Source organism: Paenibacillus sp. FSL R7-0198 (assembly GCF_038000415.1).
Classification (GTDB): domain Bacteria; phylum Bacillota; class Bacilli; order Paenibacillales; family Paenibacillaceae; genus Paenibacillus.
Window position 1 is genome coordinate 1,308,718 of record NZ_JBBOCB010000001.1, and the last position, 14,371, is coordinate 1,323,088.

Here is a 14,371-nt window from a genome sequence, read left to right on the forward strand (position 1 = left end):
ATCATCACCTTGTTACGACATCTCCTTTGGGCACATCAAATAAAATATCGGTTCCTTGTTCCAGCCTTGTAATGGTTACACCTTGTCCGTAGATAAGCTTAACGCGGCGATGCACATTATACAGCCCGATCTGGTTACCAGGCATACGGTCGTGGTAAACCCGGTCTATAATATCTGCACTGATGCCTGCTCCTGTATCACTGACACTGATTCGTACAAACTCCGGATAATCCTGTACCCGAATTCGAACAGTCCCGGGTCCTTTGACCTTGAGAATGCCATGAATAATTGCATTTTCGACGAGCGGCTGGATGACAAGACTCGGAATATGCACCGCGACCTCATCAATGTCATAGATCACGTTCAGTCGGCTACCAAAGCGAGCTTTCTCAATCTCTACATAATTACGGACCTGCTCCAGTTCCTTATGAATATCAATTAACTCATCCGACAGCTCCAGATTGTAACGCATGTACCCGGACAGGTTCACAATTAGCTCCCGCGCACGATCCGGTTTGGTTCGGATGGAGGAAGCAATCGCATTTAACGCATTAAACAGAAAATGAGGATGAATAGTTGTCTGTAACGCACGCAGCTCTGCTTTGTTGGCAGCAGCCTTGATCTCCTCTACCCGCGATACCTCCATCTGGGTTGAGATGATCTGCGACAGACCTACAGCCATCGTTTGCAATGGATACGTAATTTTGTACGCTTTGCGATAATAGATTTTGAGCGCACCTGTGATGTCTCCTCGTTCTTTAAGCGGAATGATTAACAGTGAGTGGATATCCGGTGTTTTTTCATCAATGACATCATTACTGATCGTAATCTCCCCGCTGGATATCGTCTGCTTGGTCATCTCACTTATAATCTCATTACCAATATGATAGCGTTCCTCACCAAATCCTACATAAGCCAGTACATTCCGGGTATCCGTAATTGCAACCGCATCGGCCTGAATATCCTCCTGAATAATCCGGCAAATTTTGCGCAGAGAATCCTCGTCAATCGAACGGAAATACGGCAAGGTTTTGTTAGCAATCTCCAGTGCCAGCTTCGCCTGACGGGCTGCAATCATCTCTTTTTCCCCTTCGACACTCTGCACCAGGAGCACAATCAGCCCAATGTTGACTTCACCCAGAATCATAGGCAGCGCAATCTTCGAAACAATATCGGCACCCAGTGGATCAGGATAGGAAAATAACAAGATTAATAACATCGTCAGCGCTTCACAGATCATTCCAGCACCAATACCGATGATCCATCGCTTAGGCTTGGGCGTGTACTTATGTATATAACCGGAGACCAGACCTGCCAGAATACTCGTGATTAGACACGGTATAGCTGTAACTCCATCCATATCGATCAAATACCGATGCACCCCGGAGACTATCCCCGTAATAATACCCACAGGCGCTCCGAACAAAATACCACCCGATAACACGGCGATGATCCGTACATTCACCAGTGAACCTTCAACATTAATGCCCGTATATGTTCCGAAAATGGCAAAAGCACAAAATAACAAGGTAACCGCAATAGACTCCTGCCACCTTAATTTCCCCTTTTGCAGAATCTGCCTAAATCTCGGCACCCTCGACAGAAAGAATAAAAATATAATCAACAGCGCCGCCCGTTCAAATAAACCCAGCAGCATCGTAAACATTTCCAATCGTACTTCCTCCACATCTGTCTGAAAATAAAATGCATACCGACACAGCCACGCCTTTTTGACGTAACATCCATGACATTGATCGCTGTTGCTTGTATGCTCGTATGCTCGTATGCGTATGCTCGTATGCTCGTATGCTCGTATGCTCGTATGCTCGTATGCTCGTATGCTCGTATGCTCGTATGCTCGTATGCTCGTATGCTCGTATGCTCGTATGCTCGTATGCTCGTATGCTCGTATGCAACAGTTTACCGCTCCCCCCGGAGGAAAGCAAAGTCCATCCTGTGAAAATACATCAACTATACTGCACCATGCATATGATAGTTCATCCCTTCACTTCTATGAAAATGCCAGACTCCAGAAAAACCTATGTTATAATTAGTTGTCATGTTATTCCAATTATTGAGTGAAATTAATTACAGAAAGGTGTTCAAGCATGCTTGCCATTCTACTCTTAGGTTTGCTTCTGCTTTTTAGTTTTCTATGGTACACCCTGTATTTTATCTCCAGACGAAGCCATCATCCTGATCGCTTATCGGCGATTGTCCTGCGGATAATCTTAAGCATCTCAACTCTGACACTCATCGTTCAAGTCTACATACTTAAAGGAAACCCATATAACTTTATATTAATATTCGTATTTATCGCTTCATTAATAGCCACTCGTTCTTTTATCGGTACGAACAAAAACAGATAAATAACAACAATAGGCATGGCTGGCTCTATAGTTTAATCCTGGAACTAATCCAAAAAGGCCAACCAGACGTACCTGGTTGACCTCAAGTCCAAAATTATAAAAAATTTCGCCTGATAAAATAACTTGGTGTGCAGCTCCAAGCATGGCAATAACTGTTGACCAAATTGCTGCCATAAGGAGAATACGTTTTGTCGTCCGGGTCGTAGAGCTCCCAGAAAGTGTCCGCTCCATCCTTCAGCATACCGCCCCAATACCTTCGGATCTGCTCCAGTGCCTTCTCCTCTTCCCCGCACATAAGCAATGCATCAACATAATGATGAACCATGTACGGCGTGGTCATGCCAATAGCTTCTCCGTTACTCGTTAACCGATCAAGTAATTGCCGGGCCGTCGGAGCATCCATGATCTCAGCCAGAACCATCCATACTTGCGATGCCCAGGATACCTGTCTTTTATCACCACTGATGAAAAAGCCCTGTTCACCATCCCACAGATGTGTGAGGGCTGCTTGCTCAGCGTCTTTGATGTGGGCGTTAATCCATTCCTCATACTCCGGCAGCCCTAGTTCTTTGGCAATCAACCTTCCCCTTTTCATACTATAGATGAGAACTGCCTGAGCACCAGCCTGTTTATTTAGTTCTTCATGCCAGTCCAGAAAACAATACCATGTATCGTCATCCCTTACGATGCCCCGCTCATCGAGTCGTTTAAGCCCAATTTCAATCTGTTCTTGAGCGACCGGCCAAAGTTCTTCCAACGTTCCCCTGTCCTTCGTAGCCTCAAAATAGTCCCATAATGTCACAATAAAGCACAACGCATAGTCATATAGGTAAATGTCGTCCACGTATGGTTCCGGTTGTTCGTACAAACAGGCTCCTACTTGGCCTCCCTCCAATCTTGTTCCGGCAAAGAGATAGAGACAGCGCTTGACGAGATCATTACAGCCGAATGTTCCATAATTGACGAGGGCCTGAAGGCGAAGATCTCCGATCCATAAACGTCGATCGCGCTTCGGTCCATCTTCGAATACGGTCTGCATACAATCCCGGAGTGTCTTCACGGACACGCGATCTATTTCCAGCAGCTCCGTGTCGATAACTTCAGGCAATTGAGGTACTACCCCTATGTCTGCTGAAGTCACCGTCATGCAATATATATCGTTAATTCGAATATCGTAACGGATCGACGTTTCTACCACCTCGATTTTCAGATACCGAAAGGCATAGCGACGGTCCAGTGTTAGCGTGCCGGGTAACACGTCCACATTCACGATCTCATCTTGAAGCCATGAACGGCTAAGCCAACCCGAATATTCTGCAAAATCCTCACCGACCTCACAGGGCATTTCTCCAAATGTGAGCTTCAACCTGAGAGGTGCATCTGCATTACTGCGCTCGTTAAGAAGCGACAAGGTTAGATAACCGACGAGATGTTCTCCGAAATCCAGCGTTACACTGTCTCCCTTGCACAGCACTTGATCCGATAAGTGTTCTGCTAAGCCGAGTGGTTCGATACGCCATCCCTGAAAAGCCGACGCATCCGGAACTGCGCTCACGATGTGTTCCGGATAGACCTTCTGCTGGCGAAGCTCCGGCATCAGACCCTGCGCTTTTTCCAGCCAGGCTTTGTTTATCAAATTTTCACTCATTGCAGTGTCCTCCTTAACCTTTGACCGCCCCAACGGTCATACCACCGATAAAATATTTTTGCAGGAACAGAAACGCCAGCAGCAACGGTAGAGCGCACAGAAAGCACGCTGCAAACAGGACGTTCCACTGCGTGGGATTTTGCTGATCGCCCAAAAATCCGAGCATGGCCAGCGGTAACGGTGAATCTCCTGCGCTGGAAATAAAGATCATATTGAAGAAATAATCGTTCCAAATCCAGACACCTTGCGTAATAATGACCGAAACCGTTACCGGAATGAGTAAGGGGAACACGACGGTCCAGAACCGTTGGAATAATCCCGCCCCGTCGATGTGCGCCGCTTCTTCTACCTCCTCAGGCACACCGCTTCGAATGAAGCCCGTGTACAGGAAAGTTGAAAACGGCAGACTGCACGTAATGAACATGAAAATAGGCGTATATTGATTCGTTGGAATATGCAGCGCATTAATCATTTGCACGATCGGTATCAATACCATTTGAGCAGGTACCACGAGTCCGGACAAAAAAAACAAATACATGAACTTGCTTAGCTTTGTCTTCAAACGGGCCATCGGGTAGGACGCCATCGCCGCAAACAGGACAACGAACACGACCGATACGCCGGTTAACACCACGCTGTTCCATAGCGCTTCCGGAAAGTGCATGCGGTCGAAGGCAGCCTTGTAACTTGCAAAGGACATCTCCTGGAACAGGACCAGCGGATTTGTGTTGTTGCTTGGATCTCGGAGTGATGTCGAAAAGGCAATAATTAACGGAATCAGATTTAACGCCATCACCAACAACACGACGACCTGAACGGACCCTTTCCCCAAAACTTTACGAAGCATCATGCCGACACCTCCCGTTTGTTCATTTTCAGGACAAAAACAGCGGTAATGACGATAATTACGGCAAAGGAAATGACACCAAGAGCCGAAGCTTTACCAAAGAGTTGTTCGGTAAATGCCATCTTGTATATAGTATAAATCAGCGTGTTGGTAGCCGTGCCGGGACCGCCATTCGTCATGATAAACGGGAAGTCGAACGCTTTGAGTCCATTGATCAAACTTAACGTCACGTTGATTGTAATCGCTGTTGCCAGTAATGGAATCTTCACATGTCGTAGCAATCTCCATGAGCCGCAGCCATCAATCCGTCCGGCTTCCAAAAGGTCGCTTGGAACAGTCTGTAGTCCTGCAAGGAAGATAATCATTGTCGTTCCGATCGTCTTCCAGATTTCCACGAAGATAATAGAATACAGCGCGGTAGAGTAATCACCCAGGAAATTCAGTTCATTTGTGATACCCAGTTTATCGAGAAAGGAAGAAATCAGCCCGTAATCCGGCATATAGACGTAACTCCACAAAAAGCCGACGACAATCGCACTGAACAATGTGGGAATATACGCCAGGGAACGGTAAATCCCGGTTCCTCTTATTTTCATGTTTAACAGCAATGCCATTGCCAAACCGATGATATTGCCAGCTATGACGGTGACGAACGTATAGATCAGTGTATTTTTTAAAGAAATGCCTAGGATGTCGCTCCGGAACAATTCCTTATAGTTGTCGAAACCGATATAGTTATAGGCTTGGGCGTACCCGTTATAGTCCGTTATACTGTACTGGAACAACCGCAGGATCGGGAAGATCCAGAAGGTCAGGTAGAAGATCAATGCCGGCAAAGCAAACCAGTACATGGACTTTTTCATTACAGTAGAGCTCATCCTGCTCCATCCTTTCCAAGAGGGCCTGCGGCAAGGGAAGAAGGACAATCATTCTCCCCTTTACAGCAGACAGCATCGTTTTGTTCTAATTTTTCCACAGCTCGCTGAACTTGGTTTCCATGGCGTTTGCCACATCTTCCGGTGTTGTTTTCTGTCCAGCAATAATTTCGGCAAACTTTGCCTGCATGACGTCCGATACTCCGGCTGGCCACATCTGGTTGCTGAAGTAGACGGAATTTCCAGTTTGTTGATAGTTGTCATTCACTTCCTTAAACAATTCTTTTTCAAGTTTTACGTCCTTATACACGCTGATGGAACTGTTGGCTTCCACAAATGCCTTGAACAGATCTGATTCACCATCGAACAGGTAGTTCAGTACTTCCTTGGCTGCATCCAGGTTTGCCGATTTGGCGTTCAAAGCGTATCCCGCAGATGTTGCAGCAGATACAAACACCGGCTGTTCCGGCTCGTTACCTGGCAATGAGGCGAATCCGCGAGTAAATTCGGCAGCGCCTTTGGACGTCATGGAAGCATAATCCCATGTTCCCGTAAAGGTCATGGCTGCTTTCCCGTCGATAAACAACTGCGCAGATTGGGCACTACCAATGCCAAGCGAGTTTTTGACGACGTAGTTGTTATCATAGAGCTCTTTGTATTTGGTTATGGTTTGAACCCACTTTGGATCAGTCAGCGATTTTTCGCCGTTCTGCAGTTTGACATCAAAATCCATCTCATTCGGATACACGACATTGGCCGCAATCGGATACATACCGAATTGAATCATCCAAGGGTCCTTGTCACCCATCGCAATTGGTGTTACGCCCGCTGCCTGCAACTTTTGACACAACTCCAGGAACGAAGGCCAATCCTTCGGAAACTCGGAATATCCGGCCTGCTGTAACAACTCCTTGTTGTAATAAACGCCGAGGAAGTCTAGTCCTTTGGCCACTCCATAAGGTTTTCCCTCATAGGACATATCTGCCTTCGCTCCTTGGCTGATGTTGTCCCAGAACTTCAGATCGGATAGATCAGCAGCAAATCCTGCCTTTGCGAAATCATTGACGCCGCCAGCTGCATTCTTTGGAAAAATCAAGAACATATCCGGCCCCTGTCCAGCCGCAAGCTTGGTACGTACGGATGTATTGTACTGATCATCAGGCAATTTCTGCACTTCAAGGGTAATGTTCGGAAACTTCTCTTTTACCAGACGCGGCAAGGTTTCCAACTCGAAATCCTCTCCATCAGACGCCTTGTTTCCCGATAGCATCATCGTCAACGTAATCGGCTTTACTGATTCATCTGAACTCCCGTTGCTATTATCCGTACCGCTCCCCTCCTGACTACTGGAGCTACATGCGCTCAGAAACATCATGAGCAGTACCAAAGTTAGGGACCACAGTCGTTTTCTTTTTTTCATCTTGTCATTCCCCCGATTCATGTTTATTCTTGCTTTGTGCACATTCTCATCATACGGTGGGCAAAAGTGCATTTGCTTTGGCTCGTATGGTGCACTATTTTTAGAATTGACAAATGGCGGGAGGAGCACGTATGATTCTGTTCAACATCAAAACTAAACTTTTTCTGGTCCTCGTCCTCGTATCGATCGTGCCAATTATCGTTGTTTCTGTCAGTTCCTATCGCAGTTACACGAAGCTGGTGAATGAGCAGACCACTCTCGTGACGTCGACAACTATAGGCAATTCGGTCAAGAGCATGGAGGAAATTTTGCAGAACATCGACCGGATCTCCGTCACACTCCTTCAGCAGTCTTCCAATGCAACCGCTTACAGCACTGTGAGTGATGAACTAATCAAGTTGAACGGTACCAACGATCAATATGAAATATTCATGATCCGCAGCAAATTGAAATTGATCTTTGAAAACATTCTGCTTGGCTACAATTACATCAATGGTTTGTACCTTTTCACACCAGATGGCAAATGGATAAGCTATGGCAGTAGCGGCACAGACCTACGCCTTGATTATGTCGCACTTCGCGATGAGTGGTATCTAAATACGATCCAACGTAAAGGCGATTTGTATATTGGTGAAGTTGGCGTCAAACCTTACATCATTAACGCCAAGGAATCCATTGGCTTCTCCAGAGCTCTCTACGATCCCAACAACAACGAGTTCCTAGGCGTGTTTATGCTGGATTGCAGTATGAACATTTTTGACGGTCTAAAACGTAATCCGGCACCAAGCTTGTCCAATCTATATCTGGCGAACGACGCTGGCGAGATCTTGTACTCCAGCGACGGAAGTAGAGTTAGCACTCCTCTCTCCGATACGCTGGCTGCGGCAACGCATCAAGTCGGCAGCAATTCACAGTACAAATCCATCCAAGATAACATGATGACGGTAATCCAGAAAGTTCCCGGCCGCAATTGGAACGTGATTGCCAACATCTCTATGGATCGGTTGTATGAGGAGTACAACATCTCGCAAAAGTTGCTGTTATACGTGGCCATAAGCTGTGCCGTCATTTTCCTTCTGCTTTCCTTTTTCTTATCCAACCTGATCACCAAACCCATCATCGAATTGACCAAACTGATGCGCAAAACCAAATCTCATCGTTTTGTGACCATCAAGCCTCAAGTAACGAGGCAAGTCGACGAGATTGGAATCCTTTACCATGAGTTCAACAAAATGATGAAAGACATCGATACGCATATCCGAGAAAGTTACCAGAATAAAATCCTCATGCTGGACTCCCAGATGAAGGCATTGGAAGCACAGATCAACTCCCATTTCCTCTACAATACGCTGGAGTCGATTAATAGCATTGCCGAGATCGAAGAAGTTGAGAGTATTGTGGTGATGACCAAGTCACTCGGGGACATGTTCCGCTACAGCATCAAAACGGATAGCGAGCTGGTCCCGGTCAGTGAAGAACTTCAACATGTAGAAAACTACATGGCCATCCAGCAGATTCGGTATGGTGACAAGTTCGCGTTCAACCTTAATGTAGACCCGGAAATTCGGAGTCGTCGCATGCTGAAGCTTCTGTTGCAACCACTCGTGGAAAATGCCATCTATCACGGGTTGGAGAACAAACGTGGGAAGGGTTCCGTTACCATTACCGGTTTGTTTCAGGAGGACAGCATCGTGTTCGAGATCTGGGACGATGGCGTGGGCATGTCCTCAACACAAGCGGAAGAACTTCGACAATTGCTCCAGCAGCCACCTGAATTCGTCGCCGTTGGTCAAAGGCATAAACAAAGCATCGGCATCAAAAACGTGCATTCACGAATTGCTTTGTATTACGGAGAGGGTTACGGCCTTTCGTTTCATACCGATTTGAATACAGGAACTCGAATTACACTCGAAATTCCGGCCAATTGGGAAAAGAGGTGACCAAGAGATGTACACGTATATCGTTGTGGACGATGAACCCTTGATCCGCAAAGGTTTGTTGAAAAAAATCGGGACTTTTGAGCACTCGCTTGAACTCTTAGGCGAAGCAGATAACGGCGCAGACGCCTTGGCTTTGATTGAATCGTTCAAGCCGGACATTATCTTTACGGACATGCGCATGCCTGAGGTCGACGGCAAGCTGTTGATCAGGACAGTCTGCCAGCAATATCCGCGCATCAAGTTAATTGTCATTAGCGGACATACCGATTTTGATTATATGCAGGAAGCAATCTCTGCGAAAGTTGTAAATTACCTGCTGAAGCCTTTTAGCCGGGATGAAATCCACGGTACGCTTCACCAAGCCATCCAAGCCATCGAACAGGAGCGCTCTCTTCAGCGGGAAGTCGTTCTAAGAGAAGTAGAAACGGAGCAGATGAAAAGGGATACAGACATGCAAGCCTTCCTGAATTATGTGCTGGCTCCCCATTCATCCATCAAAACACCTGTGTTCCGCTCTGCGGAATTTGCCGCCATCATGGCTTCTGACCAGTTCATTTTCTTGACGATTTATGGTCCTCAACCGCTTACAGCACAGCAACTGCCTACCTTTTCGAATGGCCTGTACATTCCTCATCCACAAACGGATCAGCTATTGTTTTTCCTGATGCATGATCTGGGTTGCTCAGGCCAGCTTGATTTGCAGAAAATGGCGGAACAAACAGCAAGTATCATTTTGAACAAATCCGAAACTACGGATTGTTGTGTAGGGATCAGCTTGCCTCATACAGGCATTGGTGGGGTCCGAGAAGCTCATCATCAAACAATCCTTGCGTTGGACGAACGAGCCATTACCGATTTTGGAAAATGTTACGTATTTTCACGGGAGCAAATTCCTTTACATCAACTGAAGTGGGCTCGAACGTATGAACTGTTATTTTTTATAGAGAGCGGGAATGTACCGAAGGTGGAAGAGCTCATCACCGATTTCTTTGCTTTCTACATACGCCAGCCTGACGCTTTGCTTGCCCACCTGAAGGAGCAGTGTAGAGACATTATCACGGAAACCAAACGGCTACTGAGTAACTATATCCAGAACGGAGGTAACAGTAGCGCCTCTTCCAGCTTGGAGGCCGTCCTGAACGTCTCGTTCGATATGGAGTGCATTAGGCATTACATGGTAAAGGTGCTGACGGGAACAGCTCTTCTGCTTAAGGAAGACAACCCCTACGCATCAGATCAAGTGATCGACAACGTCAGGACATATATCGATAATCACTATACCAAGGATTTAACGCTGGAATGGGTATCGTCCCTGTTCTACCTGAACCCGAGTTACCTCAGTCATTTATTTAAAGAAAAGACATCCGAGAACTTCACTGATTACGTAAACCGACTACGGATCAGTCAAGCCAAGCAGCTCTTAACGAGCACAGACGATAAAATCTACCGGGTTGCCAAACAGCTGGGTTACGACAATCCAAAATATTTTTTTCGGGTGTTTAAAAAATTGACCGGTTGGACCCCAGAGGAATACCGAAAGCAACACAAATCCTTCACCGCAAACAACAAGGAACTAGGCCATGTATGATGGCCCAGTTCCTTGTTTTCGTTGTTGTGGTTCTTAGCTGACAGTCTTCTCCCTGGCACCATAAGTTCAAAAAGGGGTGTTCCCTTACGTCATCTGCATGACTAATGAAACACCCCTTCCTAAATTACCACACAACTTGAATGTAATTTGGGTTTTGTAAAATATATCAATTTACACAACAACGGAGAGGACAGCAATAACCTAAAGAAGCGAAGCGTGCGCCTTTATCACCGGATTTTACCCTTGGAAAGGGTCAATCAGAAAATCCGGGGATAACAGCGCTCGGAAGGTTATTCTGTCATCGTAGTGCCCTCGTGTAAACGAATGTTTTACCCCACCCAACATTACATAGAATCCCTACCTAAACATCCCCCACAGCTTAATCAAATGAAACGTATTGTTTGGATCAATCTTCTGCGCGAGCACAAAAGCAACAAACTGCTCCTCCTGAGCCGGAGAGAAATTCTCATTCATAATGACTGCCGAAGACTTGACCAACCTTCTGACCTTGGCCTTATCTTGCAGATCAGACTTGGTCACGCCATCAATCAACTTTTTGATACGCTCTTTGACAGCGGGATTTTTCATCTTTAATTTGATCCGCTCCACCAGCTGCGGACTAATTCCATATTGTTGATAACCCAAAACGTATAGCACCTCCCAAAAGAATGAACTCACTTCTTATTCATATGTCGGGAGGGCTTGTACACTTGTCTTTTTTTACAAAGGTAATACGAAAAACCAGCTTACGTCGCAAGCTTTAGTCAATCAGATCGCCCTTGAATACTTGCTGTTGCTGTAGGAAATCGCGCAGAGGTGCATAGTCCATAGAGGTCCAGAAGGTCGCATCCTCAATTAAGTGGGTCACGTCATCTCTGGCCTGTTCCAGCACAGCAAAATCAGCAACCATATCGGCAAGACGGAACTCGGGTAATCCACTCTGTTTTGTACCAAAGAAATCACCCGGCCCCCGGAGATCGAGGTCACGCCGGGATACCTCGAATCCATCCTCCGTTTCCGTCATGACCTTCATGCGCTCCTGTCCAACCTCCGTCTTGGGATCAGCAATGAGTACACAATAGGAAGCATGTGCACCACGACCGACCCGACCACGAAGCTGATGCAGCTGAGATAGACCGAAACGATCCGCATCCATAATGACCATTAACGTTGCATTTGGCACATCGACCCCAACCTCGACAACGGTGGTGGAGACAAGCAACTGAATATCATTGCTGTAGAAGTCACGCATCATCTCTTCTTTCTCCGCAGCCGTCATCCGGCCATGCAACAGACCTACACGATATTTCGGAAAGTTCTGCTGCATCTGCACATGCAGATCAATGGCATTCTGCACATCCAGCTTCTCCGACTCTTCAATAAGCGGACAGATCAGATAGGCCTGACGGCCCTGATCCACTTCTCTGGAGATAAACCCCAGCACCCGCTCCATCATTTCATGCTTAACCCAATACGTGGAGATGGGAATCCGTCCCTTCGGACGTTCCGAGATCGTGGATACTTCAATATCCCCAAAAGCCGTAATCGCAAGTGTCCGTGGAATTGGCGTAGCCGTCATCGTTAACACATCCGGATTATATCCTTTGCGTCGTAAAACGCTGCGCTGATTCACACCGAAGCGATGCTGCTCGTCCGTCACCACAAGACCCAGATCACGGAAGAAAACATCTTCCTGAATCAGGGCGTGTGTACCCACCACGATATCAATCATGCCCATTTGCAACGAGGCGATCAGATCTTTACGTTTACGTCCATTTACACTGCCCGTTAACAGCCCTGCGGTTACCCCAAACGGTTCAAACAGCTTTTGCAGTGAACGCATATGCTGCTCCGCCAGAATCTCCGTAGGCACCATCAGAGCCCCTTGGAACCCAGATCGAACAGTCGTGTATAGGGCAATTGCAGCAATAACCGTTTTACCCGATCCGACATCACCCTGCAATAACCGGTTCATTGCATAGGGTGAACGCATATCCTTCAGAATTTCAAGCTCGACCTTTTTCTGAGCATCTGTCAGTTCAAATGGTAAACTGCGTACAAACTCACGGATCGTCGTATTGTCCGTAGTATGTACCACGCCATCCATGCGATTTCGGTTCAACGCACGGTACGCCTGCATTTTCAACTGGAACAGAAACAGTTCTTCATACACCATCCGCTGTCTGGCCTGTTGACCTTCCCGGTTGTCCTGTGGACGATGAATCCCCGCAATCGCCTGTTTACGAGGCATCAAGCTGTATTTCTTCATCAAGGACTGAGGCAGAATCTCGGGAATCATATCTCCGAATTGGATTAACCCTTGATTGATCGTTTTCCGCATCCATTGTTGCGTCAGTTTGCCGGTTACCGAATATACAGGTTGCAGTGTGCCTGAACGCCCATCGCCTTTATCGGGGAACTCCGAGTCAGTAACTGTCATCTGCATGCGTTTTTGTTCCCATTTGCCCGTAATCACAATCTCCCGATTGGGGGTAAGTTGTTCTTTGAGGAAATGGCGATTGAACCAGGTGGCTGTAATCATCCACTCTTCCGTCATGATCTTACAGGTGAGACGGGACTTTTTACCGTATCGTTGTAATACAGGAATACCCATCACCTGTCCCTGGACCGTAATCTTGTCCCCATCCTTCACTTCACTAAGTGAACGCAGACGATAATCCTCGTAACGGAACGGATAATATTCAAGCAGGTCTTTAACAGTAGAGATGCCAAAGGCGTGAAGCTCTCCCTCTTTGAGAGCACTCACGCCGTTAATTTGCTTAACTGATATTTCTTCCAATTTCATGTCTAATCCCTCATTCCGGAACAGGCCACATAAAGATTGCAATGACACCAGGTCCAACATGACTGCCTATTACGGCTCCAATATTGGTATAGATCACTTCATTCAGTGTAAAATGACCCCGCAGCTGCTCTGCACAAGCGATCGCTGATCCCGGGTCAGCGGTATGACCTACCGCCAGGTTCACCCGTTTGCCTGCAAGATCCTTCTGGAACAGCTCAATAATGCGTGCCATTGCTTTTTTATGACCTCTGACTTTCTCAACTGCGTAGATAACGCCTTCTTCATCAATAGACAGGATCGGCTTAATGTTAAGCAACGTTCCCAAGATGGCTGAAGCTTTGCCAATCCGACCGCCCTTTTGCAGATACTCCAAAGTATCTACAAGAAAGAACAATTTGCGAGATTTTTGCATCCCTTCAATAGCCGCAGCGATTTCGACTGCTGACTTGCCCTGTTCGGCAAGTTCAGCAGCCTGTACCACCATTAGACCGTATCCATACGATGCTGACTTCGAATCCAGCACGGTGATGTCACCCTCACGCTCCAGCAAAGACTTGCCAAGCATGGCCGATTGATAGGTACCACTCATGCCGGATGACAGGTGGATCGATACAATCGGGCGTTCCGGGTTCTCATCAAGCAATGCTTGGTACACATTCATGAAATCGGTTGGAGATGGCTGTGAAGTTGTAGGCAACACAGATACCTTCTTCAACTTTTCGTAGAACTGTTCCGAAGTCAGATCAACGCCATCTGCATAGGTCTCTTCACCGAACAGAACACGTAGCGGAACAATATGAATCCCGTATTTGCGAATGAGTTCTTCGGGAATATCCGCCGTACTGTCTGTTACTATCGCAACTTTGTGGCTCATGACT

Annotated in this window: 10 protein-coding genes; 2 read left to right on the plus strand and 8 right to left on the minus strand. The window is 46.7% G+C overall.

Translation table 11 applies throughout. The features are described 5' to 3' along the window. Window positions 1–4: 4 nt before the first annotated feature. From MKY87_RS05520 to MKY87_RS05540, 5 genes are all read right to left on the minus strand, one after another. Window positions 5–1,657 carry a LytS/YhcK type 5TM receptor domain-containing protein gene (locus MKY87_RS05520; RefSeq protein WP_445669450.1) on the minus strand — a complete coding sequence of 551 codons (1,653 nt, stop codon included), beginning with the start codon at window positions 1,655–1,657 and terminating at the stop codon, window positions 5–7. 806 nt (window positions 1,658–2,463) lie between these two features. Beyond that, entirely contained in the window at window positions 2,464–4,017 is a 1,554-nt protein-coding gene (locus MKY87_RS05525; RefSeq protein WP_340963267.1) for an alpha-L-rhamnosidase-related protein, read from the minus strand. A 13-nt stretch (window positions 4,018–4,030) separates the two neighbouring features. Then, entirely contained in the window at window positions 4,031–4,867 is an 837-nt protein-coding gene (locus MKY87_RS05530; RefSeq protein ID WP_339782785.1) for a carbohydrate ABC transporter permease, read from the minus strand. Then, entirely contained in the window at window positions 4,864–5,727 is an 864-nt protein-coding gene (locus MKY87_RS05535) for a carbohydrate ABC transporter permease (RefSeq protein WP_340963270.1), read from the minus strand. Before MKY87_RS05535 ends, MKY87_RS05530 begins: the two co-directional genes overlap by 4 nt. A gap of 100 nt (window positions 5,728–5,827) precedes the next feature. After that, complete coding sequence (locus MKY87_RS05540) at window positions 5,828–7,159, minus strand: ABC transporter substrate-binding protein (protein WP_339782783.1); 1,332 nt, start codon at window positions 7,157–7,159, stop codon at window positions 5,828–5,830. A gap of 131 nt (window positions 7,160–7,290) precedes the next feature. Between MKY87_RS05540 and MKY87_RS05545 the strand changes: the two genes are divergently transcribed. Together MKY87_RS05545 and MKY87_RS05550 are read left to right on the plus strand one after the other, a co-directional pair. Beyond that, complete coding sequence (locus MKY87_RS05545; protein ID WP_339782782.1) at window positions 7,291–9,099, plus strand: sensor histidine kinase; 1,809 nt, start codon at window positions 7,291–7,293, stop codon at window positions 9,097–9,099. 7 nt (window positions 9,100–9,106) lie between these two features. Further along, complete coding sequence (locus tag MKY87_RS05550; RefSeq protein ID WP_339782781.1) at window positions 9,107–10,687, plus strand: response regulator transcription factor; 1,581 nt, start codon at window positions 9,107–9,109, stop codon at window positions 10,685–10,687. Window positions 10,688–11,044: 357 nt separating this feature from the next. Here MKY87_RS05550 and MKY87_RS05555 read toward each other — a convergent pair whose 3' ends face one another. The 3 genes from MKY87_RS05555 to MKY87_RS05565 all read right to left on the minus strand — a co-directional run bounded on the left by MKY87_RS05555 (window position 11,045) and on the right by MKY87_RS05565 (window position 14,367). Beyond that, entirely contained in the window at window positions 11,045–11,332 is a 288-nt protein-coding gene (locus MKY87_RS05555; protein ID WP_036614589.1) for a stage VI sporulation protein F, read from the minus strand. A gap of 115 nt (window positions 11,333–11,447) precedes the next feature. Next, complete coding sequence (gene recG / locus MKY87_RS05560) at window positions 11,448–13,493, minus strand: ATP-dependent DNA helicase RecG (RefSeq protein ID WP_339782780.1); 2,046 nt, start codon at window positions 13,491–13,493, stop codon at window positions 11,448–11,450. A 10-nt stretch (window positions 13,494–13,503) separates the two neighbouring features. Continuing rightward, window positions 13,504–14,367, minus strand: coding sequence for a DegV family protein (locus MKY87_RS05565; RefSeq protein WP_339782778.1), 864 nt, complete (start codon window positions 14,365–14,367; stop codon window positions 13,504–13,506). Window positions 14,368–14,371 lie beyond the last annotated feature (4 nt).